The organism is Allofournierella sp. CML151 (assembly GCF_027853465.1).
Classification (GTDB): domain Bacteria; phylum Bacillota; class Clostridia; order Oscillospirales; family Ruminococcaceae; genus Allofournierella.
Window position 1 is genome coordinate 43,945 of the sequence record NZ_JAPNNW010000010.1, and the last position, 22,342, is coordinate 66,286.

Genomic DNA, 22,342 nt, shown 5'->3' on the forward strand with positions numbered 1-22,342 from the left:
TAGCCCCAAAACAAGGTTGGGATATGCACGTAGTTTACAAAGAACGTGCATCAGAAAAATGGGCAACTTGGGATTCCACAAAATACGGTGGATATCAAGAGGCGAGTCCAGGTGTAGCACCAAAGCAACCAGAGATACCAGGAGTAGATAATACAAAGATACACCCAGTCACGATAATCAAGTATTATGAGCTAGAAAAAGTAGAGCGAGATTCATCTGGTAAAAAGAAGACGGTTTATGAGACTGTAACAGGCCCAACACGTCAGACAAAAATATGTACAACAATAGCAGAATACTTTGTTCGAATCACTATTTCCGTATAGGGAATAGTGATTTTTTATTTAAGCCATGTGAGGTTTTCGGTTTAATTGAAATTAAAGGAACAAAGTGTAACACAAAGAAGGAGGGGTAAGCAATGGCAACGATTAAAGTTATTGGTTATAAGCGAGTAAGCACGGAACTTCAAAAAGAGGACGGGTACAGTCTGGAATATCAGCATTAGGAAATCGAAAAATACTGTGAAGAAAACAGCTTTGAGCTGGTTGGTGTTTATGCAGACGAAGGAAAATCCGGCACAAAGGTTTATGAAATGAAAGATATGGCAGATAGAAAAATCACTAGACCGGGGCTGTTTGCAATGCTAGACAGGTTAAAACAAGGTGACATTGCGTATGTAGTGGTACTGGCAACCAATCGGCTGTGGCGTTCACAAGAGGCAAATTTGTTTATCAGCAGTCGGCTGAAGAAATTGGGCGTGGGGGTGAAATAGATTACCCAGCCCATGTTTACATTGGCGTAGGGTGGCACGGTGGATGCCCTTCTGTCGGATATTCTGGTTGCTTTGGACAGTTACGAGGTTGGCGAGATTCGGGCAAAAATGCAACGTGGCAGACGAGCAAAGGCAGAAAAGGGTGGCTATGCTGGTGGAAGAGTCCCTTTTGGATATAGTTGCCAACGGCATACAAAGCAGCTGATCATCAATGAAAGCGAGGCCAAAGCAGTACGAGAATTGTTTCTCCTTGCTGTAAGCCATCCAGATATGACCTATCGAGAAATGGCCGCAATTTTGGCAGCACACGGGCACACAGGAAGAAACGGAAAACCGTTCAGCGTTTCACTGGCATATAACATATTGCAGCGAGCTGATTTCTATTTGTTTGGCCGATACTCCTATGCTGGTATTGAAGTCATTGGGAGACACCCTCCCCTATTCCCGATTCCGATGGAAACAACAAGTGAGCCGAAAAATATGAATCGAGATGTTTCGGGGAGGGATGGGGAAGGTTGATTTTGATTTCAAAAACAGAATGGGGTGTGATGTGTGCCAGACAAAGCCCAATGGGGTTAAAATTGATTTTTGGGGGTGGGGGGTATTCAGATGTTAACGAGAAGCGAAATTGATTTTCAGGGGTGTTTTTAAGGGGTTTTGGATTTGGTGATAGTTTAGAAAAATATCGAATGGAGTTGTTTGATTATGAAGAAAATGGAAAAATATGGTTATCGGGCTGTTCAGCAGAACGGGAAAATACTGGTGTTATCCAAAACAGAGCAGCCGTTATTTGCCCACAGAGTTTATGTAACTGCACCATTGTCAGTAAATGCACTTTTAACCGAAAAGCTGGCAAGTGCCTATATGTCTATGTGGAAGGATTTAAACGTATAGACGATTAAAAACAGCAAAAGTTTAAAAGGCAATATCATATGCCGAAATGTATTCGACCTATCTGGCATCCCACTGGTCAGTTATCGTTGTATGGATCGTTCAGGAAACGCTTATGCAGTATGTGGAAGATTTGAGCAGCAATGTATTCAGATATACAGTAAATATTTTGAACTAGTCCACTCGGCAGGAATTACATATTAACAAATTTATAAAGCCTTGAATCCAATATCTGAGCTACCTATAATTTACAGCCAGAAATGTATCGGAGAGATAAATTTGATATAATATTTCTTCTGAACACAAAATTTCACTATATTGTTATTGGTGTGTTTGGGAGTGAAGGAGAAAATAATTGGAAATTTCAAAAAAGAAGATAAAAATGTGAGATAAAAGAGTGATAGTTAAAAGATAATGATTTGGAAGTATGAGTATTTAGTGGCATTCTCAGCAATCAATGTTCAGTGTTTCTGCATTTATACCAATCACAGAGCATTATCTCTGGCTACTTCGTCAGCTGGAAAAACAAGAATTCAGCGTTATGATATCGATGTGGCCGAAATGGCTGTTAAAGATACTGAAATGATGGAGGACAGTAATTATGTGTATGGTGCTGCTGAATAGCAATAACTTAGGAAATCGTCAACTGTTTTGGGAATGCTTTTCGTTGGAGAAGGGGCTGCTATGTTTAACCGATTATCAGGTGAAAAACCGTTTGCAGGCAGGTGAAGTTATTCGGGGCTTTGCTCTGGACAAAGATGCCGTCAAAGTAGATCCTCGGTTGTGTAAAAACTACATGATTCGTTCCGGGGCTGGCAACTATACCCCTGCTCTCCCCTGCGATACCGATATGGGTGTATTCTATGCAGTGTTGACAGAAACCGCACCACACCAGTTTACCGTGGTGAACAGCCGTTTCCATATGGAAACCATGAGCGAGGAAAAGCTGAAACTGCTATGCGAGGTAAGCGTGGTAAATGGCGTGGAGATTGACAAATCGGGTCGGCTGATTTTGCTGCCATCTGTCACACCCCAGAAACCGACAGAGCGAAAAGAAAAACAATAATGGTGAAGGCCAGAGCGATAATGCTCTGGCCTTTTTGCTTTTGTGGAAGGCATTGGCATAAAAACGTAGAGCGTTCAGAAAATGTAATAGGCGTATAGCTTCGAATGATAGGCGTATCCATCGGTGCTCGACTTATCCTTTTGTGTGTTCGACTATGCATTCCATCCTTTTAGTATTAGGTAGTATCATCATCGAAAAACGCAATAGGCGTACAGAATCAGTGTTAGGCGTATCCATTGGTGTTCGACTATGCTTTCACCCGTTTTGATATTAGGTAATATCATCATCGGAAAACGCAATAGGCGTACAGAATCAGTGTTAGGCGTATCCATTGGTGTTCGACTATGCTTTCACCCGTTTTGATATTAGGTAGTATCATCATCGGAAAACATGATCGGCTTGCAGATTGGAGTGTCAGGCGTGTCCATCGATGTTCGACGTACCCTTTTGTGTGTTCGACTATGTTTTTACCCGTTTTTGATACTAGGTAATATCATCAAATCAAAGGAGGTCGACGTAATGTTCGAATGTATCGTATCTGAAAAAAACCATTTCTTCTTTTTGGGAGGGGCAAAAGACAAAACAGGGAGGCACACTGTTCATCTATTGTGTTACCAACACGGCAAGCTGTTGGCAACCACGACTGTGGGTTTTGGCAACTTGGAAAAGGAAATCGGAAAACTGTCCAGTTTGATTCCCGGCTTTGACTATTTAAAATGCCACACTGGAGCTCTGTTGTCGGATGTACTGTATGAGAAACTCAAAAAAGGAGAGTTCCCCGTATACGACGCTATTTCGGCGCTGGGCTGGCAGCCGAACCACAACCGTAGTTGCAGTTATGCTGGTACGCAACTGCTAGGTCCCAATGGTAATGTGCTGTTTCATGGATTGGCTCCTGATTTGCCCAAAAGCGCAGGTGAAACGAAGGCCTGGAGCCACCAGTTGGCAAAATGGGCAAAAGGGCATATACAACGACAAGCTATACTGGCTCTCAGCCTTGCAGCTCCTCTTGCAAGCAGAAATGGGAAAAACATTCTTGTTGCTCTGACTGGCGGAAGCAGCAGTGGCAAAACCACTGCCGCCCAATTGGCCATCTCTCTGTTCATGCCACCCAATTCTGACAAAGTCAGTTTTACATTCAATGCCACAGACAACGCTCTTATGCAGAGTTTGCACGAGAATGAAGGCGTACCTGTTTTGATTGACGACACAAGCTTATCTGGAATGGCGAGCTTTGAGAACATGATTTACACCTTGGCGAATGGCACCTCACGTGCACGTCTGCGAAACAAACGACTTGAGCAAACGAAGCACTGGCATACTACGATCTTCCTCACGGCAGAAAGAAGTCTGTTGGATCACCGGGCGAGAAATCTTGAGGGCGCTCTGGGGCGACTGATTGAAATGCCGATATCTGGAGCTGATTTGTTTGACAGCAGCACTCAGGCACAAAGCATAGCAAAATTTTGTCACAGCTGTTATGGCGTTGCAGGGGTTAGCTTTGTACGTTTTCTTTTGCAGACGACCACGATAGATATAAATGAGCGCTATAGGGGCTGGAAAGAGTACTTGGAGACGCAAAATCTGACACAGAACCATCTGGTCAGCCGACAGATCGAGCAAATTGCACTTGTGAGTCTTGCCGCAGAACTGGCCAATCAAATTGGTCTTACGCTCAATGCCGAGGAAATAGCAACGTATCTGCTGAGCTGTGTTCTGGATTCAATAGAGTGCGATGCTGCGGCGAAAGACGCTTCGTTGTTGGAGGAACAGATCGTTGAGGGAAAGATTCAGGAGATTTTTGCATCGGAATGCAGCGAAATATATCGGGGGCAAAAAGGCCCATTCCTTTCGGTATCTTCCGATATATGGAAGGAGTTTGTGCGTGACAGTGAACTAGGAGCCCATGAAATCAGCCGTATTCGCCAGCAGTTGGGATATACCAATGCGACGTTGAGTATCGGCGGCAAAATGCACCGTGGTTTTTATCTGAACAAGGAGGTGAATCGATGAGCCTAATTCAATTTGCACCGAAAGCGTGTATGCATGATGTATAGGCATTCAGCAGAATCGGAGCCAAAAATGGGAGGATTGGAGATGCGTTGGCTTATCTGCTCCCAGACAAAGGGGAAACATATATTGAGCCGTTTGGCGGCTCATTTGGGGTTGGAAAACGACTTGCAACCCGATACCGTACCCGTATATATAACGACCTTGAACCGTGTGCATTGGCCGTCATGCGCCAGCTGACCAGTTCACAAGCAGAAGAGTTCTACCGCAGAGCAATGCAGGAAATAGAATATCACCCGGCCTATCTGCAAAAATGTTTGGACTGTTTTGAGAACGAAAGTGATCCTTTGCAAAGAGGGATCTACGCATGGGCAATACTGACCCTTTCGTACAGCGGCAATGGTAAGTATCGCAACTTCTCGACCTCGCCTAAAGCCACAGAACGCTATTGGAAGGCGATGCGCAACCGTAAAGAAGTAATCTGTCTACTACACAATGTACAGGTTACGGAGCAAGATGCCATGGAATGTATCCGTTCGCATGATGTAGAGGGCACTGTGATCTATGCCGATCCGCCTTATGTTCTGGAACAGCAACAGGATAACAAGCTGTATTACAAAAGATGGAATATGCAGGTACAACAGAGGTTCCTTGACACGGTCTGTGCAGTACGTCATGCCGCCGTTCTTATCAGTGGGTATGACAACGAACTGTATAACAGCCGCCTGAAAGGCTGGTGGCGGTGCGATGTTGGTGAGGTTTCCAAAGCGATAGCAACAGCAAGGCACGGTGGAAAGAAGCCACGGGCACACGAGATCGTTTGGGCAAACTATCCCATTGCAGGAGGTGAAAAACTATGAAGTCATACAACGGCACTTTGTTTCGCCCAGACTGGGCAGCTGTGGATTCCAAGAAAGATACTTTAACAATGAAAAAGCAACGGATGAAATAGACGATCGAAAAACGCTATAGCCCATATTTGACTATGGCACAGGTTATGGAAATTTTACCCATTGGACGGTCGACACTTTATGAGGCAGTGCGCACAGGTCAGCTGTGCGCTAGCCATGTGGGACGACGCATCGTCGTTTCAGTTGATGATCTTGTCGAATATATACATAAATCGGATTGACCATTGAGAAATTCCATTGACACACAGGCGGGTTTAGCGTTACAATCCCGCCCATCAAAGGAGGAATATTTATGAAAAGCAAAATCGGAGAAGGGTCGCTATTTCAACGCAAAGATGGCTTCTGGAGTGCATCTGTTTGTTTAGGCAATGGAGAGCGCAAGCAGATTGTTCGTAAAACGAAAGAACAAGCACAGTCCGCCATGGCCTACTGGCTCATGCAAAATGGATACATAGAGCTCGAATTGTCCGGCGATTACCCTGCGGCTAATATCGTTAAGGAGTTTATAGAGAACTACTTAGCAGGCCTCCGAGTCAGGAGGACTCGGAACAGAAACAAAAGCGAAAAGGCAATCAGCAGCCGTACGCTTGAAAACTATGTTTATATGCTACGTCCTTTTGAAACGCGATTCGCAGATATACCACTAAGAGCTATTTCTAGCGAACAACTGAATGGCTGGCTGAGAGAGTTGGAGAACAAACGAACCTCAACAGGGCAATATAAGTATAGCCAAGTCACGCTGGATCGGATTGTTTACATCACCAACACCATGTTTCGACGGGCCTGTCGGAAAAATTGGATTGAAACCAACCCGTTTGACAGTGAGGACTTCAAATACCCCATAAGTCATAAAGAAACCCCAGAGGTAGTCGGGTTTACTGATGAGGAACTATCGGTGATCATCCCTGCTCTGCGAGGGAACCTGAAACTGTTTGCCCCTTTCACCATGCTTATTGAAACTGGTATGCGTAGTGAAGAGCTATTGGCGCTTACATGGCAGGACTATGACCCGAACACCGGGGCAGTGACCATCAATAAAGCAAAAACCTACCAGACGTTTCTGGAAAACGGGAGAGTGGTTGGCCATAAGCATGAGATTGCTGAAACGAAACAGGGGGCCGGTGACCGGGTAGTTTGGTTGAGCAAATCTGGACAGTCTGTTATGGAAGAGTGGCGACAATGGGCTCCCCGTCATACCTGTACTAAAGTAGGTCCCAGAGATTTTATGTTCGGGAACTCCCGTAATCCAAGCTGGACGCATAGTGGACTTTACTCCGCCCTCACTAATCAGATCAAAAATCTGCCCAATGCCCCAGATACCTTCCGCCTACATCGTATTCGACACCTTGTAGGCACCATGCTGGCAGAGGGAGGAGCCAATGAATACGCAGTGATGCAGCAGCTTGGCCACCAAAAAGCAGAAACGACCCAGAGGTATATAGACCAGAGCAGGCGTATCAATGCAAACAACTCCAAAATCCTTGAACGGTCACGACAAGAACGCAATCTGGGATGATAATGCAGTCTCGAAAACTGCTGCAAAAACTGCTACAATTGGGAGAAAGAAAAAGGCCAAAAGCCTTGATACACCAAGGTTTTTCGATGTTTTGCCAATTTGCATGGGGTTCAAGAGGCCGTGAGTTCGACTCTCGCCACTCGGACCAAAGCCATCAGCTGAAAAGCTGGTGGCTTTTTTGTTGCTGTAATGCGGGTTTGCGGGCGGTTCCGAAGTTCGGAACCGCCCACAAGCCCTTTCTTTTTTCCTGGCCGTTTTGCTCCTGTCCTGGGGGACATAATGAATGGATTCATTGCGCTGTGCTGGTCTTGCGATCAAAAATCCATAAAATGCGCCGCATCGCCAATACCACTGCCGATAGCACACACTTACATCGTAAAAGATGTCGCTGTCATGCTCAACATTATGCATACACCGGCATACGTGCTGGTAAAGGAAGGTCCTCCAAAACCTCATGTACTGATACGCCAATTCATATTTTTCAAAAGTCGTTTGATGACTGGCTGGAGAAGTTGCAGTTGTAGCGTAGGGCGTTAAATATTCAAAGAGCCGCCGTAGGCTCAAAGCTACGACGGCCTTCTCATATCGGTTACTTTCCAAACAAATCACTATGAGTCCCTGTACGGGTCAAAGTCAATACCAGAACATCGTCCTCAACTCGCTAGACCAAGAGCCAATCAGGCAAAATGTGACATTCTCGATGGCCGACCCAGTTGCCGGTAAGTGCGTGATCTTTATTCTTTTCTGGTAGAGATTGTCCTGCAGCCAAAAGAGCAACGATCTGTTCCAGCAATTCGATTTTCAAGCCACGCTTGATTGCCCGCTTGTAGTCCTTTCGGAATTGCGTGGTGAACTTGACCATATATTTTGTCTGGCTCATTTTTTCAAATCCGCAAACAACTCATCCATATCGGTGTATCCCTTTACAGACGGATCCTTTGCGATCCTTTCCTCCTCCAGCATGGCTGCAATCGTTTCCTTGTTGGGCTGATTTAAACTAATCTCAAAAGGAATCCCGCCCTCTCGAAGAGACTGCCGGACAAAGATGTTGAATGCGGTGGACAGGTTCATGCCGAGTTCAGCAAACAGCGCATCAGCCTGTGCTTTCAGTTCGGAATCCATACGAATACTAATATTGGTGGTAGAACCGGCCATAGAATCATCTCCTTCCTATTGGCACTTTTATTATATGCCATTTGCACGAAGAAAGCAATGCAATGCACGAAAATCTACAAACATTCTATACCGTTGCAGGAGATGCAGAAAAAGCCCTCACATCACACCTTGCGGCAAGGCAAGCAGACATTGCATCAGCACAAACAGCAGACCAAAACACAGCGTCTCCTGCGCAAAAGGTCAAAAGCAAGGACCGGAAAATGGCGCGGTGACAGAAACTCTGAATAAGCAGCTCTTCCTCAATCTCCCGTATGTGCTGAACAACTCAGAAAACACACCTGAACTTTCTATGAACAGCAAGGGAACGCAACGAAGTCAGGCGTTTGTGCTTCACTCAATCTTCTGCACTCCTCGACATATCTCACCTGCTGAAAGCACCGATAGGCGCATAAGATAAGGGACAGGCAATCTTGATGCCTGTCCCTTCCTTTTACTTGATGCCGATATACCGATTTTGCCGGACTTTACGCAAACAGCTTCTTCTTTTCTCGAATTGTATAGACCGATGGATCTGCCAGCAGTGCATACCCATCGGATCTGCATCGAATATCTTCCTGCCACTTTTGGCTCACACTCACATTATCACCTCGACAGCTGGTATGGGCCATGGGCTCTGTTTCGGCAACGATTAACTGCCATTTGCTGTTAGCCGGCAAAGTCAGTTCGATGGCACACGCCGGCACCTCCGTCTCGCTGAACTTTTCGCCAGCCTGATACCGCAGCGGATGTGGATCATGATACAGCGTACGGCTGACATGCTTCCCAATGCACATGCGATAGATTTCGCCGGGTGTGGCACCAATGGCCCCCGAACGACGCTGCTCCGACTTGTCCGCGTGGCCCATCTGCTGATACGCCTGTTTGGTATCCATGCCGCTCTCACAATATATCCAGGTACAGAAATTACGACGCAATGCATGACATGTAAGCATACTCAGCAAATAATTATCCTGGCACACCTCATCAAAACGATAAGGTCGGTTCTTCTTCAAGGCCTCCAAAATCCGCGGATCACGCAGAAGCTCTGGAATTTGCTCCGTAATATTGTTCATCGTACCGGACACCGTTTTTGCGTCTGTACAGTACTCCCCTGCCTGCACACTTCCACACATGAGCATCAAGGAAACGTTGCCATAATCCCTTTCCAGCTCCTGCTGACGCTGCATCAGGATTTCTCCCAGTTCGACCGACATCGGCACCACTCGATAGGACGACGTCGTTTTGGGAATTTCTGTTCGTGTGTTCGAACTGACGCCGAGCTGACCTGTAACACGCAAGTAATACATGGCGCCCTGCGAACCCTCCAGCCTGGCAATCGAACAAAACAGCAAACCTCCATATTCACTGATCCGTAGCCCCGTGTCCGCCAATATACCGACCTGTCCCGACAGGATAGTCTCATCGCACACCTGCTTCAACAAATGTCTCGGAATACTGCGGGCACTGTCAATATAAGACAGCAGCAGATCCTGCCGGGAAGGCTTACCCGCATAGCGCGTGGGCACGAGCGGTATATTATAGCCTTCCGTCGTCTTCAAATCCCAGATCAGCAGATACAAGAGATTCAAACGTTTTGCGGCCGATGGGGGAGCTTCTGCACCCGCCACCCAGTCAGATTTTTTGCGCGCAGTCCCCGCTGCGTTGCGGCAGATACGCTCCTGCAATGCACGATAAATTTCCGGCGTAAGAGATTCTGCCGTCGTTCCGCGCAATTCGGTAACCAGAATATCATACTGACGCCGATAGTCATCGATTGTACGTTCGGCCCACTGCTGTTGATGAATCGAGAAGAACATCTCTTTATAGGACTCCGCCGCATCTCCCAGGTCATGGGTAGGCTCATAACGATTGCCGGCCGCCAACAATCCGGCCTGATACATCGCCTGAATCAACTCATTGGCAATGGCCGGAAAATGGTGCTCCTCAATGTCTGCCGGATTTGCTCCATACACGGGTTTATCCACCGGGCAATCGCTCTCACTGGCAAAAAGCTGGCGCTTGGTAATCACTTCACCGGTTTCGGGGTTGATGGGGCTTATCAAGGCGCGGCACGGCGCCTTGGATGCTTTGCGACCCCTGGGGTAGGCCGTCCGTACACGGAAGCTTACCCCGCCATAATCAACTGTTTTTGTCATTTGATTTCCCTCCATTCCGCCTTTACGGCATAATCCGATATGATTTTCACCGTCTGTGGTCCTCCTGTGTCATTCGCTGCCTCAAAGATATAGCGATTTCCAACCGCATCTCCAAAAGATGGACACCGCCGCAGCCGCAGATAACGCGCCACAGCATACTCATCACTGAGGATATCCAGATAGGCCTCTTCATCCGTTTCAGTCCGAACAAGGCCAAACATGGCATGCAGCATCGGAAGGTCAGCACCACAGGTCTGAGCAAGGTACTGTGCATCCCGGTAGAGCAGCTTGACACCAGCAGCCTCTGCCTGCAGGTATACCGCTCCATTCTTCCGGGTACGCGGAATCGGACTTTCGGAAATTCCCGCCTTCGCCAGAAGATCACCGATCATCTCATCCAGGTCTGCGGGGCCTACAATCGCACCATCCGGTGCCAGATCAGACAACCTCATCTGAGCAATTTGATGATCGCTATAACCTTGATGCCGCAGGTAATCGATGTACTCCAGCAAAATGGTGGCCGCCCACGGATAGAGGACCACCTTGCGCAGCCGCCGCAGCGGAAAGTCATTATTTGTGGGTCCGATCTGAGAATACCGTTTATGCAATCTGCGCATAACGCTGGTGATTGTGATGACATAGCAGCTTTCGCCTCCTTCTAGAATCAGCTGCACGATGTCGCCAAAACGCTGGGCGCTGATTTCACAGGTTTCCATGCCGCAATAGATCATCGCCAGCACAAACATCAGATACTCGCGCCGCTCCACATTCTCAACTGCAAACAGTGCCGCCCTCTGATCATCGTCCAGATGTGCACTGCGTACGCTGTTTACCAATGCACTATTTTTGCCTTTGATCTTGGCAATCATATCCGCCAACTGAATGCCAGTCGCGCAATCACCGTATCCGCTGCTCTCGATTGCAGCAAACAGCCCTTTATAGGCCCGTTTTGCGTATCCGCGGTAGGATGCACTGGCCTTCTTCCGGGACAGAAGGTGGTTGACTTTGCAAATGAGCTGCGTCTGTGTGGTGCTATCCATATCACGCAAACGCATCTCCCCGATCACCGGCAGTACAAACGTACGGAGCGCCGACATCATATGATTCCGGGCATCCGCCGTTTCGCCCGAAAACAATGCGTCTCCAGCATAATGTACATACTGCTCAATTGTCACATTGCCATACTCGATGTTGGCCTTCCAATAATGTGCAAACAGCAGCGCCGCCATGCGTTCGATCCGCGGCAGCAATTCCTTCTTCGCCCGCCTGGTTGCCTCCTGTGCAGTTTTGCCGCGGCAGCGCATCTCGTACTTGGCGTCGGGGTTTTCTTTTGCTTTCCGTTCGATTGCAGCAATGTCTGCCGCAATCATCTCTGCCAGGGCCGGCTGTTCCGCCGCGCGCTCTTTAAGCGCTGCCACAATCGTCGCATTTGTGTACGGGGCTCCCGTCTTCGGGTCGATCAACTGATAGATCGCATCCTGCTGCCCCTTCTGGTCGCGCGCCGGGCGGACATAAAACCGCTTTGTCCCGCCCATGCATTCTGTGTCATTTTTTGATTTGGACATCCTCTCATCCCTTCTTTCGTTTTGTCTGTTGTGTGTAATTTAAGGTAGTAGTGATTAACGTCCCTCTTCAAGGACTATGCAGACCGCACCTGCATCCGCCTGTATTCCGCAAAAAACAAACAGTCATCCTGTATGCTCCTTTCCGGCATTGCACCGGTCGAATCACAGAATGACTGTTTATCTCACAATATTTATATTAATAGCGCCAAAAGATCCCACTTCGAGTGGGCAATTACGATTCGCCAAATTAGCACTCAGGTTGTGCTTTCTATGTCCCTATATTAACACACAGCATTTATTTTTGCAACACTTTTTATCAAATTTTTTATTTATTTTGCATTAAAAAATCTCTTAGGTTTAAATTAAAAAACGCAGAAATTTTCATTTTACGGCATTCTTCACTTCAAGCAAAAAAAGAAACAATTCATTTAATAAACCTTCAAATCAATACATCACAAAGAGAAAACCGCATGCTTCGATCTATAAAATTTTATAACAGAAAATTGTGAGTTATTTCTCACATTGAACAAAAAGCCATCCCGCAACAGTCCGGCAATGTCGGCGCAATCACAGAATGGCTTTTTATCAGAAATAATCTTGTAAACTCCAGAGGACGCACTTGGAGTGGGTAGTTTCGTTGCTCAAAATTCGCGTTGGATTCCTGTTTCCCTTTATGATATGAATTGCATCTGCAGATATCAATCAATCTTCTGAAAATTTTCAGAAGATGTCATGTGCGGCTGCATCAATCCGCTTGCGGAGAATTTCCTGAACCTCCTGCATCAGCAGCAATCCGGTGGAAAACCCGTATTGAAATGCATCGCTGCTTTCTGTATCGCAGATAATCAGTGTCTGTTCCAGCATCTGGTCCACCAGCGCCATATCCTCCTCGCTCAGATTGTTCCGCAGGTCTTTCAGGAGCTGTTCAATCTCCTTGCCCGCCTGTTTGTGCCGGCTGTTTCCCTCCAGGTTATTTTCACAGGGAAGCAACTCTCCCCGGTAGATTGCATCCAATACCATGCGGATTCCCTCCTTTATCACAGAAGCTGCTTTTCTTTGTGGGTAGCAAGAGAGAAGTTGTAGGGCGCACTGGGCCGTCCGTCCGGGAAGTTGGGCGCGGGCAGGGTATTCAGAATGCGCACCATCTCCTGCAGTCTGTCAGAATAGCCGTTTGTCAGCAGGATTCCCCGGGTGGGCTGAATTCCCTCCAGAACCAGACCGTCCCAGTACATGCGCAGCTGGTACAGATCCTTCGGTTCCGCCTTTCGAGTCTTCAGCTCATAGATATCGCATTTTCCATTTTCTCCTTTGTCCACCACATCCACGCGGGTACCGGTGGGCCAGACGCAAATCTCGCTGGTTACCTCATCCTCCGGGTTTGCTGCCTTGAGAATTTTCATCCACTTCTTTTTCAGTTCATCCTCGCTGAATGTGGCTGCGTTTTTCTGCGGCGGGAACTCAGCCAGCGCTTCAAAGACCTTGTCCCAGTCCGGGTCGTTGCGGTCAATACCGGTCTTGTTGTTCAGAGTGGCAAGAACACCACGGGGCAGCTCCGGCAGGATCAGCTCGCCTACAAAATCGTTGTAGCTGTTGTGCCGGGAAATGGGCGTGCCGTCTTCTTTATGCCAGATTTCACCCAGCTGAGCGGTGGCAATCACCCGCTTGCCCAGCCGAATATCGATGCCCTGCGTGGGCTGGGTTCCCTGATAGTAATACCGGGACTTGCCGCCCAGTACCAGATGATCCCGCTTGGATTTATCGAGGGTGCCATGGACGTAGATCACCGGTACAATCTGGCCGCCCAGTTCCACTTCCAGTTTTTCGGTGCGGGCCATCATCATGGGAACCTGGATGGGCGGAACCAGCATACTGCTCTGGCCTACCGTCACCGCGATCTTGGCGCTGGGCTCCAGCGTGACCGGATCCAGTTCCAGGTAGCCCCGGTAGGCAACGCCCAGATGCTCGATCAGCCACAGCCGCAGGGTGGCCAGATCGCTAAGCTTCCGGTTGCCCTGCCGCTGCAGGGTGCGGGCAATGGCCATCGGCACCCGCACATAGATGACCGTGGAGGGATCAGGCCACTGAAGATTCAGGCCCTCGGGCAGCTGAAGAGCGTCTTCCTCTGTTACGGTCATCTTCAGGTCAAAGGGGCCGCTCACTTTGTAATAAGGGCCGGGCTGGCTGCGGGTGTAGATGCACCAGTCACCGGTGCCGCCGGACAGACAGGCCAGCGCATTGTTGAGACCATATCCGTGCTCATTCAGGCGGCTGTTGGTCAGCGGAGCACTGCCCAGCTGAAGCGCATTGGTGAGTGCGGCAAGATCCATGCCACAGCCCCAGTCGGCCACTGCCAGGTGAATATAGTTCTTGTCCGCATCAGGTGCCAGCGCCACGCAGATCCGAGCCTTTTCGCCCGCCAGTGCGGCGGCAAGAGCATCATCGCACCCCTCGAGGATACCCTGATGGAAGAGCATTCCTTGACGGGCCAGCCCGACAAAAGCCTTGCGGGTGATGTTGATGGAGATTTCGTGGCTCTCGTTGGTGGCAGCGGTGATGTTGTTCATGTTCTGGTTGTTCATATTGAATCCTCTCTTTCTTATTTATAAGGAATGTGGTTGATTCACTGCCCTCTTACGGCTTGTTTTGTTGCGGCCGGCATGTTATGATGAGAGGGCAAATTGGATTATTTTGGCGAATGGTTCATTTTGCGTTTGCCGTGTCTGAGTTGCCGCTCAGATACGGCTTTTTTCGTGTGGGGAAAGCAATCTTTATCACGGCCAGCAGGCAGGGACAATGACCGAACTGCCTGCTTCGGTGATCCGGGATGTTGTCCGCTTCATAGATGAAGTGGGCACGGATGCGTGGGATGTGTTTCATGCGATACCTCCTATTCATGGTAATCTAAGGGTGTAGTGGTGTTCCCATGCTTATATTATAATATACTGTCGACAGTATTGCAAGCAGCAATTCAGGAAAATACTGACGATAGTATAAGTTGTGGATTGTGCACTTTGACAATAGAGCTGAGAGCGACTTTCCTATATAATTAAAATACTTATAATATAAAAGGAACGAGGTGCCTATAATGCCATATACTGATGCCCAAAAAAGGGCGACGGCCAAATATAACGCCAAGGCATATGATCGCATTGAAATCAAAGTAAAAAAAGGCCAGAAAGAAATCATTCAGAAGCGGGCGGAGCTACTGAATAAAAGCGTGAACGGCTATATTACAGATTTGATTGAAGAGGATCTGGCCGGCAACGATTTGGCGGAATATGCAGAAGCCAATTCTGAGTCAATTTAAATACGACTTACAGGAAGATGGCGGTCCCCCTGAGCACAAATCGACACGTTCAACTATACGAAAGAGGATGCTTGGGAAATCCAATGCCTCAAGAGACCACCGCACCAGCCATAAACCAAGCCTGCTTACATATTGCGAGATAAAGAACCTTACATAAAGCAAAGGAACCTACCCAGAGCCTTGATTGGCACTGGGTAGGTTCCTCTTTTTATAATTTATTAAATCAACTGCCGTATCTGTCCATTACCCTCCCGGCTCAGCTTCTTCAGCCAAGTATCTTCCACCAGAATTTGCAGATGCTCCCGGAACGCAAAATCATACAGATTTTTCAGGTCACTGTGCGTATCATCTGTCATCAGAGCTCTCAGTGACGACAGAGTCCACTTCCAGCGTGAAGTCAAACGGGAACCCTAACGTTCTATATGATCCATCCGGTCAGCATCCAAAACAGACCGCACACCGAAGCCCACTGGGTGCCGATCCACATTCAGGATCATGGCGCTCTATTCCACTTCCACAAATTTTGCTGTATTGGCGTTCAATAAGTAGAAAGACCAGAGTGAATTTATGGAGAACAGCGCTTCATATACTCCTGTTTTAGATTTGCTTTTGCAACTGCTTCTGGAAGAACTGCGTGTTGTATAGCTTCCGTGCAACAGGTACATTCAGCCGGCTCTTCTTGTAGCCCAACACAATCTGACAATTGTTGGCCATATCCCCGATCAACAGTTGACCAGAAACGAATCGGGCCATCGGAGAATTTAAAAACAACAAAGGTTCTGCCATCTCGACAGGGGTAGCCAAACGACCGGCTGTGCCATTTTCTTTTAGCAGCGCCTCTATGCCTTCTTTTGTTCCAGTGCAATCCCAATCAACCGATCGGTCTGATCTGCCATAAACAGTGGGACATTCAGCACATCATCATCCAACTTCAAATTACTCAGTGAAAATCGGACACGGAGCTTAACCTGGTCTGGAAATAGTTCTTTGAATTTCTTGAGACTTCTGCTGGTGGTATTGGCTTCGGACTTGACCTCCACAGGAAAAATATCGTTTTCACGCTGAATCAGGAAATCCACCTCATAAGGAGGATTTGTCTGCGTCCAGTACCGAGGAGTCACTTCAAACTGTGTAATCAAAGTCTGAAGCACAAAATTTTCAGTTAATGCGCCCTTGAACTCGGTAAATAACCGATTACCCTCACCAAAGGCAGTCGGTGCCAGTTGCGCCAGTCGGCGGAGCAGCCCCACATCCACCAGATAAATCTTGAAAGCAGCGAGGTCATCATAAGCAGACACAGGCAAACCCGGAGCCGTACTGCGGTAGACCTTATGCACCAGTCTGGCATCCACCAGCCACTGCAAGGCATCCTCGTATTCACGGGCCCGTGCCCCTTCTTTGACTACCTTGTAGATAAACTTTTTGTTTTCCCTCGCCAACTGGGACGGTATGGACTTCCAGATCATTGAAATCTTGGGAAACTCGCTGATGTTAGGGTGCTTGGCAAAGTCACGTTCATAAGCACCAATAATCCCAGACAGAGCTTCCTGCATGGCTTCCACATCCCTTGCTTCTGTCCACATCTTGACGGGTTCTGGCATACCACCGGTCACATAGTACATTTTCAGCTTTTCATACAAAGGATTAAAGAAGGCATCGGGAATTGGCTCAATGGTGTTTACTGTCTCCAGATAATTTGCAAAGTTCGCATCTCCATTGGCCAATAGAAATTCTGTAAAGGTCATGGGATCAATCTGCATAAAATTGACCTTGCCTACCGGGAAAGAAGATGGCTTTGCTAAGGCAATACCCAGGAGAGAACCAGCGCAGGCAATATGATACTGCGGCGCATTCTCACAGAAATACTTCATGGAATTGATGACCTTAGGGCAATCCTGTACTTCGTCAAAAATAATAAGGGTCTTCTCTGGCCGAATCTTCTGACCACTTGCCAGCATCAAATTCTGCAAAATTCGGTCTACATCTTTCGTGGTTTCAAAAAACTGCTTGTACTCTTCGTTTTCATCAAAGTTGAAATAAGCAGTATTTTCGTAGTAGCGTTTGCCGAATTCTTTCAGAATCCAGGTCTTGCCGACCTGGCGCACACCTTTTAAAATTAAAGGTTTGCGATAGGGAGAATTCTTCCACTTCAGCAGTTTCTTCAGAATCAATCGTTCCATATATACGCCCCATCACACTTTTATGATATATTTAGTGCCTATTAATCACACTTTTATTATATGTCAAAACGTCAAAAAATACAAGCTGAATCACAAAATTATATGTATTTTAAGGCGATACAATCACACTATTATTAAAAATCCCAATTGAATTTTCTGGAAAAGCAGAAGGCCTGGATTTTATATCACAAGTAGCATCCAGGCCTTTGGGGAGTAACTATGGAGCTATACAGGAGCCGATCAATCTGACTACCGTAGATGCAGATTACCGGTATAATCTGGCCGCCCACTTCCAGCACTTGGCATAGTATCCGTCGGTGGCAAATTCCGGTGGGTGGAGAAAAGGCTCTGCTCACTGAAGGAGCCGTTCAGCTCGGCTTCGGCAATGCTCTCATCAAAGTCATTCTGATACAGGGAGACATTTCGCCAGCACAACTGGGAATCCGCCTGTTTTACCCAAAAGATATCGTTGAGAGAAGGCGCATGGCTGACCTGCAGAAAGCCGTCCAATGTGCAGCAGCCATATTTCTCCAGAAGCTGCTCGATGTGCTTTCGGTGCTTGGGGGCACGCCGCCCTTCCAAAAAGCTCAGAAGAGATTTATCGCCAATAGGGCGCAAGGACGAGAGCTAGATTCCTTCCAAAGCCACCACATCGCAGAATTTATCCTCTTGGGTAGAGAACTCCAGAAATGGTGTGTCTTGGTTCAGCAAAATCCAGTCCATCTTGGCCCCCTCCTTCCTGTTTTTCATCATACCTTAGAACCGGTGCTATTCTTGCCTTTCTCTGTCTGTAAAAGAGAGCACTCCCCCTTTTCTGCTCCCGCTGGTGTTGAAACTATTGATTTATTGGTGTCCAACAAGTATTCTCTTCGAGAAGAAGTACGGAAAGCCTATTCTTTTTGGAAATGCAGTCCTTAATATCCCTGAATGTCAAATCTGCTCTATTCATAGGCCTTCTCATATAATCATCGGCCATCTCCCGATGCGCATTTATTGTGGCATCTTTCCAACACCCAACGTATCGAAGGGGGCATATATTCCGTTAGTCCGTACTGCTACTTTCTTCTTTCTGCAAAATCTCAATAAGCTCCAAGATACGCTCGTAGGATTTGGCTGCCTCCGGCACACCCACCAAAGCATTCCTGATTTTTTCCAAAGCCCCAATATTGCCCAAACGATCTTCCTCTGTCTCGTTGCTTTCGCAGCTGATCAGCGATCCAAATATAAAATTCCGCATGATTTCTGTCTCGGAGTTGTCATCTCGAAACAAATCTATAATCTGATCTTTATTGTCGATCATTTTCTTCACCCTTCTCTGTATCCGTCATTTTATTATTCTGGACTCCAGTTTTCATCCAGTAATCTCTTCTGCTCTGCCACTTCCTTCTGCGTCATCTCCTTCTCTTTGCGCAGCTGTGCCACAAAGGCTCAAAATTTTTCCTGATCGATTGCAAACACTCTGCTCGTCTCAAGGAAAGCATACCAGTAATCCGGCCGAGTGGCAACCGAACAACAGTAGAGTCCCCTTTTTTCGCCCGCCTGACAGAAGATTCCCGCCCCATTTCCGGAAAATGCGGGTGGTTTTCCCTTCTATTGACACCCTGTCTGAATTCCTGTATCGTTTTTATAAAGACGGTTCCAAAATTCCGCACACTTCGTCATCCGGAAGGTGCGAAATGCAGTCATGCAGGAAGGGATGTTTGCTCATGAAATGCTATGATGAACAGCTGCGTCAGTTACAGGCCCAGTGCGCCCGCAAGAAAAAGCTGGATGCTTCCATAGAGGAACTACGCGCCCAGCGCAAAACCTATGCCGATCGTGCGGATGAGCTTCGAAAACTCCTCGCTGACGAACAGGCGGATGTGGAACGGCTGGAGGGGCGCAGTCTGGCTGCTTTCTTTTATCAGATGGTTGGCAAAATGGATGAAAAGCTGACCAAAGAGCAGCAGGAAGCCTATGCCGCTCAGGTAAAATACGATGCCGCTGCCCGGGAGCTGGAAGGCATTGAACGGGATTTGAAGCGATGCGAAGACGAGCGAAACTCGCTCTGGGGCTGTGAGGCTCGCTACGATGCCGTCCTGCAGGAAAAAACGCTTGCCGTAAAAGCTGCGGGCGGGCCCACCGCGGAAAAGATCCTGCAGCTGGAAGAGCGAAACGGCTACTTGGACAGCCAAAAGCGGGAATTGCAGGAAGCGATGAGTGCCGGGAATGCCGCACTGTCCTGCGCGGATCAAATTCTGTCCGAACTGAACAGTGCAGAAGGCTGGGGAACCTGGGATCTGGTCGGCGGCGGACTGCTCACAGATCTGGCAAAGCACAGTCATCTGGACCAGGCACAGGCTTCTGTGGAAACCCTGCAGACACAGCTGCGTTGCTTCAAAACCGAGCTGGCCGACGTGACGATTGATGCGGACATTCAGGTCAGCATTGATGGTTTTCTGCGTGTGGCCGATTACTTCTTTGACGGAATCTTTGCCGACTGGGCTGTACTGGATCAGATTCACCAGTCCCAACAGCAGGTACAGCGCATCCGCAATCAGATCGAAAGTGTTCTGAACCATTTACACACATTGATGAATCAGACGGACGCAGAGCTGTCCCGTATTTCTCGGGAAATAGAGCAACTGGTCGCGGGGATCTCCATGTAAGATTCGTGAATCGCACCTTTGCCGAGTGAAACTTTCTTCACCGCTCCACTTTGGGTTCCGTTCGGGATAAATCCAAAACGGCCTGCACACCAGTGCTCCATGGGCTTTCCGGTACAGCTCTTCCCTGTTCCGCGCCGGAAAGCTCCCACCAGGCTTATCCGGTTCCAGAATCACAGGAAGGTCGGTTTTCAGTTCTTCCACATAAACAAGAGGGATCTGCTGACAAACAGCAGATCCCTCTTGTTCAATTAACGCATGATTACCTCAATGCCTCCCGAAATTCCGAAGTGTTTCAAGGCCGCCTTATGCAAGAGCGGTTCGGTTACCCTCCAAACCTTCTGACGATACCGACTGCGATTTTTCTCCGCATTTTCTTCCATACTCAAGGTTTCATCAAAATCAGTCAGAAGATGACGTACAGCATCAGCCAAAAAATCATTTTTGGCCGGCTTGTGCGTCATTGCATAAATCACCTTATAGTGCTTTGCTGCCTCGTAATATGCCAAGCGGGTATGACCAAACGCGATTTCACTGCTGAGCGCCCCCGATTTTTCCAACAAATCACCAACCAGATACGGCTTTCCGTTGTTGGCGGGAACCCCCTTTTCCTTCGCATACACAACACGCCAGGCACAGTCCGAAATCGGGATAAACTCACGCACCAGCGGGTGCAGCAAGCAGCTTGTAGGCTTTACATCCCCGAGAGTACATTTGCCCTCACGGCAAAAAACGCAGGCTCCCATTTTTCCAGTTGCCCCAAGCGTGACTGCCGTTACAGCCTTGCTTTTTTCATCGCAAATCGGCTGACAGAACTTATCATAAAACTTTTTTGCAGATAAATTCAGGTACCGCGAAATGCGCTGAATGTCTGCCAGTGTAACCTCTGCATCGATCGCCTTGCAGCAGCAGACAGAATTCTCTGCCCGTTCCACAATGACAGTATCTTCAGCGGTCACTTCGCGGTAGGTAGAGCCTTGATTTTTCATATTCGTATTCATTTTGTTACGTCTCCTTTTTTAAGATATTTATAAAACAAAAAGCCATCCTGTGATGCTTCAGCGATAATCACGCCGATAAAATCACCAGATGGCTTTTTATTCACAACATTATTTCAATTTTGAGATTAGGAAGAAAAAAGGGCCCACTTGGTGTAGGAACTTACGAAACACCAAATGAGCCTTGGATTCTTGCTTGGTTTTATTGTATCGTTAATCAGCGGTTTTGTCAATTTTTTAAGTTGAAAATTTTATTTTTTTCAAATAAAACAATTCTTATCTTACAATGAAAAAATCCAGTTTCCGCAATATTTTCCCAGCCGTAGATCGCATGGTTTAACCAGATCCCCGCGTTATACCCAATAGCGTTCCTATCCTTTTATGATTTCACCACACCCACAGAGCATAAAAATCAAAGACTTTTAAAACACCTATTGTTATTCCCGCATATTCGTTACCGGCAAATTCAATTCCACTTTTTCTCCCTGCGAGGTATTGGAAAGATGAAGAGAACCACCATGCTGTTTTGCAGTCTGTGCGGCGCAAAACAGGCCCATCCCCAGATGCCCCTCCTGAGGGCGGCTGGCATCACTGGTGAAAAAGGGCTGGCCGCCCTTGGCGAGAGCCGCAGCTGAAAACCCGGGGCCAGTATCCTCCACCGAAAGGTTCACCTGTTTCTCTTCCGGTAATATATTCAGAACAACTTTGCCACCCGCCGGGGTATAACGCACCGCATTATCCAGAAGATTCATCACTGCCCGATCCAAAGCAGCACGATATACCCAAAGAGAAATGGGCGGAACCGAAGAACAAACGAATTCCACCTGTTTGGCTCCGCAAAGGCTTTGCCCGGTCTGCTTCCAGCCTTCTGCCAGGTACTCCAGAGAGACCTGTTCTTTCTGTTGTTCCACCATTCCTTCCGGGCTGGTCATGGCTCGGAGTTGTACCAGATACTCCTGCATTCGAACCGCACTGCGAAGGATAGTCTCTACCATTTCCTTCTGGAAACCGATTTGTCAAGGGGAGATTACCCTGGAGTTATACATTTTTCTTTTTTGAGCTTCTGAGCCGTCGCCTTTCACCGCGGCCCTAAAATTTTGCATAAACACGACACAAGATCAGCAGCGTGTAAGCAATCAGAAAAAACTAAACCGCCTGTCCCTATGGCCGAGA

The 22,342-nt window shown here is 47.7% G+C and carries 26 protein-coding genes and 1 pseudogene; 14 read left to right on the plus strand and 13 right to left on the minus strand.

Going from position 1 to position 22,342, the window contains the following annotated elements; genetic code table 11:
* Window positions 1-23 precede the first annotated feature (23 nt).
* From PH256_RS08790 to PH256_RS08830, 10 genes are all read left to right on the plus strand, one after another.
* The gene (locus PH256_RS08790) at window positions 24-323 is read left to right on the plus strand and encodes a hypothetical protein (protein WP_270913823.1); all 300 of its coding nucleotides are present in this window, start codon (window positions 24-26) and stop codon (window positions 321-323) included.
* A gap of 182 nt (window positions 324-505) precedes the next feature.
* Window positions 506-769: a recombinase family protein gene (locus tag PH256_RS08795; RefSeq protein WP_270913882.1), complete on the plus strand. Its 264-nt coding sequence runs from the start codon at window positions 506-508 to the stop codon at window positions 767-769.
* A gap of 39 nt (window positions 770-808) precedes the next feature.
* Entirely contained in the window at window positions 809-1,288 is a 480-nt protein-coding gene (locus PH256_RS08800) for a hypothetical protein (protein ID WP_270913825.1), read from the plus strand.
* 186 nt (window positions 1,289-1,474) lie between these two features.
* Window positions 1,475-1,663: a hypothetical protein gene (locus PH256_RS08805; protein WP_270913826.1), complete on the plus strand. Its 189-nt coding sequence runs from the start codon at window positions 1,475-1,477 to the stop codon at window positions 1,661-1,663.
* 411 nt (window positions 1,664-2,074) lie between these two features.
* Window positions 2,075-2,284 (plus strand): hypothetical protein, encoded by a 210-nt coding sequence (locus tag PH256_RS08810; protein WP_270913827.1) that lies wholly within the window; start codon window positions 2,075-2,077, stop codon window positions 2,282-2,284.
* Complete coding sequence (locus PH256_RS08815) at window positions 2,268-2,726, plus strand: hypothetical protein (protein ID WP_270913828.1); 459 nt, start codon at window positions 2,268-2,270, stop codon at window positions 2,724-2,726. The genes PH256_RS08810 and PH256_RS08815 overlap by 17 nt, the downstream gene beginning before the upstream one ends.
* A 519-nt stretch (window positions 2,727-3,245) precedes the next feature.
* A complete protein-coding gene (locus tag PH256_RS08820; RefSeq protein ID WP_270913829.1) occupies window positions 3,246-4,739 on the plus strand; it encodes a DUF927 domain-containing protein in 1,494 nt (497 codons plus the stop codon).
* 89 nt (window positions 4,740-4,828) lie between these two features.
* Complete coding sequence (locus tag PH256_RS08825) at window positions 4,829-5,596, plus strand: DNA adenine methylase (protein ID WP_270913830.1); 768 nt, start codon at window positions 4,829-4,831, stop codon at window positions 5,594-5,596.
* A 125-nt stretch (window positions 5,597-5,721) separates the two neighbouring features.
* Window positions 5,722-5,868 carry a helix-turn-helix domain-containing protein gene (locus PH256_RS15305; RefSeq protein WP_442866655.1) on the plus strand — a complete coding sequence of 49 codons (147 nt, stop codon included), beginning with the start codon at window positions 5,722-5,724 and terminating at the stop codon, window positions 5,866-5,868.
* Window positions 5,869-5,939: 71 nt separating this feature from the next.
* Window positions 5,940-7,163: a tyrosine-type recombinase/integrase gene (locus tag PH256_RS08830; protein WP_270913831.1), complete on the plus strand. Its 1,224-nt coding sequence runs from the start codon at window positions 5,940-5,942 to the stop codon at window positions 7,161-7,163.
* On the opposite strand, the gene PH256_RS08835 is transcribed toward PH256_RS08830, so the two are convergent.
* The 3 genes and pseudogenes from PH256_RS08835 to PH256_RS08845 form a co-directional block, all read right to left on the minus strand.
* The gene (locus tag PH256_RS08835; RefSeq protein WP_270913832.1) at window positions 7,137-7,574 is read right to left on the minus strand and encodes a hypothetical protein; all 438 of its coding nucleotides are present in this window, start codon (window positions 7,572-7,574) and stop codon (window positions 7,137-7,139) included. The genes PH256_RS08830 and PH256_RS08835 overlap by 27 nt on opposite strands.
* Before the next feature lie 178 nt (window positions 7,575-7,752).
* A pseudogene (locus PH256_RS08840) lies at window positions 7,753-8,043 on the minus strand (type II toxin-antitoxin system YafQ family toxin).
* Window positions 8,040-8,318: a type II toxin-antitoxin system RelB/DinJ family antitoxin gene (locus PH256_RS08845; RefSeq protein WP_270913833.1), complete on the minus strand. Its 279-nt coding sequence runs from the start codon at window positions 8,316-8,318 to the stop codon at window positions 8,040-8,042. Before PH256_RS08845 ends, PH256_RS08840 begins: the two are co-directional and overlap by 4 nt.
* 62 nt (window positions 8,319-8,380) lie before the next feature.
* Between PH256_RS08845 and PH256_RS08850 the strand changes: the two genes are divergently transcribed.
* Window positions 8,381-8,551 carry a hypothetical protein gene (locus tag PH256_RS08850; RefSeq protein WP_270913834.1) on the plus strand — a complete coding sequence of 57 codons (171 nt, stop codon included), beginning with the start codon at window positions 8,381-8,383 and terminating at the stop codon, window positions 8,549-8,551.
* Window positions 8,552-8,803: 252 nt separating this feature from the next.
* Here PH256_RS08850 and PH256_RS08855 read toward each other — a convergent pair whose 3' ends face one another.
* From PH256_RS08855 to PH256_RS08875, 5 genes are all read right to left on the minus strand, one after another.
* Window positions 8,804-10,474: a hypothetical protein gene (locus tag PH256_RS08855; RefSeq protein WP_270913835.1), complete on the minus strand. Its 1,671-nt coding sequence runs from the start codon at window positions 10,472-10,474 to the stop codon at window positions 8,804-8,806.
* On the minus strand, window positions 10,471-12,039 hold the full coding sequence (locus PH256_RS08860) for a hypothetical protein (protein ID WP_270913836.1): 1,569 nt from the start codon (window positions 12,037-12,039) through the stop codon (window positions 10,471-10,473). The genes PH256_RS08855 and PH256_RS08860 overlap by 4 nt, the downstream gene beginning before the upstream one ends.
* A gap of 720 nt (window positions 12,040-12,759) precedes the next feature.
* Window positions 12,760-13,059 (minus strand): DUF6809 family protein, encoded by a 300-nt coding sequence (locus tag PH256_RS08865; RefSeq protein WP_270913837.1) that lies wholly within the window; start codon window positions 13,057-13,059, stop codon window positions 12,760-12,762.
* Between the two features lie 17 nt (window positions 13,060-13,076).
* Complete coding sequence (locus PH256_RS08870; protein ID WP_270913838.1) at window positions 13,077-14,618, minus strand: hypothetical protein; 1,542 nt, start codon at window positions 14,616-14,618, stop codon at window positions 13,077-13,079.
* 121 nt (window positions 14,619-14,739) lie between these two features.
* On the minus strand, window positions 14,740-14,916 hold the full coding sequence (locus PH256_RS08875; RefSeq protein ID WP_270913839.1) for a hypothetical protein: 177 nt from the start codon (window positions 14,914-14,916) through the stop codon (window positions 14,740-14,742).
* A gap of 208 nt (window positions 14,917-15,124) precedes the next feature.
* Here PH256_RS08875 and PH256_RS08880 point away from each other — a divergent pair, with 208 nt between their 5' ends.
* Window positions 15,125-15,346 (plus strand): hypothetical protein, encoded by a 222-nt coding sequence (locus tag PH256_RS08880; RefSeq protein ID WP_270913840.1) that lies wholly within the window; start codon window positions 15,125-15,127, stop codon window positions 15,344-15,346.
* A gap of 218 nt (window positions 15,347-15,564) precedes the next feature.
* On the opposite strand, the gene PH256_RS08885 is transcribed toward PH256_RS08880, so the two are convergent.
* Entirely contained in the window at window positions 15,565-15,702 is a 138-nt protein-coding gene (locus tag PH256_RS08885; protein ID WP_270913841.1) for a hypothetical protein, read from the minus strand.
* Window positions 15,703-16,185: 483 nt separating this feature from the next.
* On the minus strand, window positions 16,186-17,526 hold the full coding sequence (locus PH256_RS08890; RefSeq protein WP_058966160.1) for an ATP-binding protein: 1,341 nt from the start codon (window positions 17,524-17,526) through the stop codon (window positions 16,186-16,188).
* A 258-nt stretch (window positions 17,527-17,784) separates the two neighbouring features.
* Between PH256_RS08890 and PH256_RS08895 the strand changes: the two genes are divergently transcribed.
* Window positions 17,785-18,444, plus strand: a complete 660-nt coding sequence (locus tag PH256_RS08895; protein ID WP_270913842.1) for a hypothetical protein — start codon at window positions 17,785-17,787, stop codon at window positions 18,442-18,444.
* Between the two features lie 124 nt (window positions 18,445-18,568).
* Here the strand turns inward: PH256_RS08895 and PH256_RS08900 are convergent, their stop codons facing one another.
* Window positions 18,569-18,826 carry a hypothetical protein gene (locus PH256_RS08900; RefSeq protein ID WP_270913843.1) on the minus strand — a complete coding sequence of 86 codons (258 nt, stop codon included), beginning with the start codon at window positions 18,824-18,826 and terminating at the stop codon, window positions 18,569-18,571.
* A gap of 406 nt (window positions 18,827-19,232) precedes the next feature.
* Here PH256_RS08900 and PH256_RS08905 point away from each other — a divergent pair, with 406 nt between their 5' ends.
* Window positions 19,233-20,174: a hypothetical protein gene (locus tag PH256_RS08905; protein ID WP_270913844.1), complete on the plus strand. Its 942-nt coding sequence runs from the start codon at window positions 19,233-19,235 to the stop codon at window positions 20,172-20,174.
* A gap of 248 nt (window positions 20,175-20,422) precedes the next feature.
* On the opposite strand, the gene PH256_RS08910 is transcribed toward PH256_RS08905, so the two are convergent.
* Together PH256_RS08910 and PH256_RS08915 are read right to left on the minus strand one after the other, a co-directional pair.
* A complete protein-coding gene (locus PH256_RS08910) occupies window positions 20,423-21,172 on the minus strand; it encodes a hypothetical protein (RefSeq protein ID WP_270913845.1) in 750 nt (249 codons plus the stop codon).
* Between the two features lie 434 nt (window positions 21,173-21,606).
* Window positions 21,607-22,131, minus strand: a complete 525-nt coding sequence (locus PH256_RS08915; RefSeq protein ID WP_270913846.1) for a sensor histidine kinase — start codon at window positions 22,129-22,131, stop codon at window positions 21,607-21,609.
* Between the last annotated feature and the right edge of the window lie 211 nt (window positions 22,132-22,342).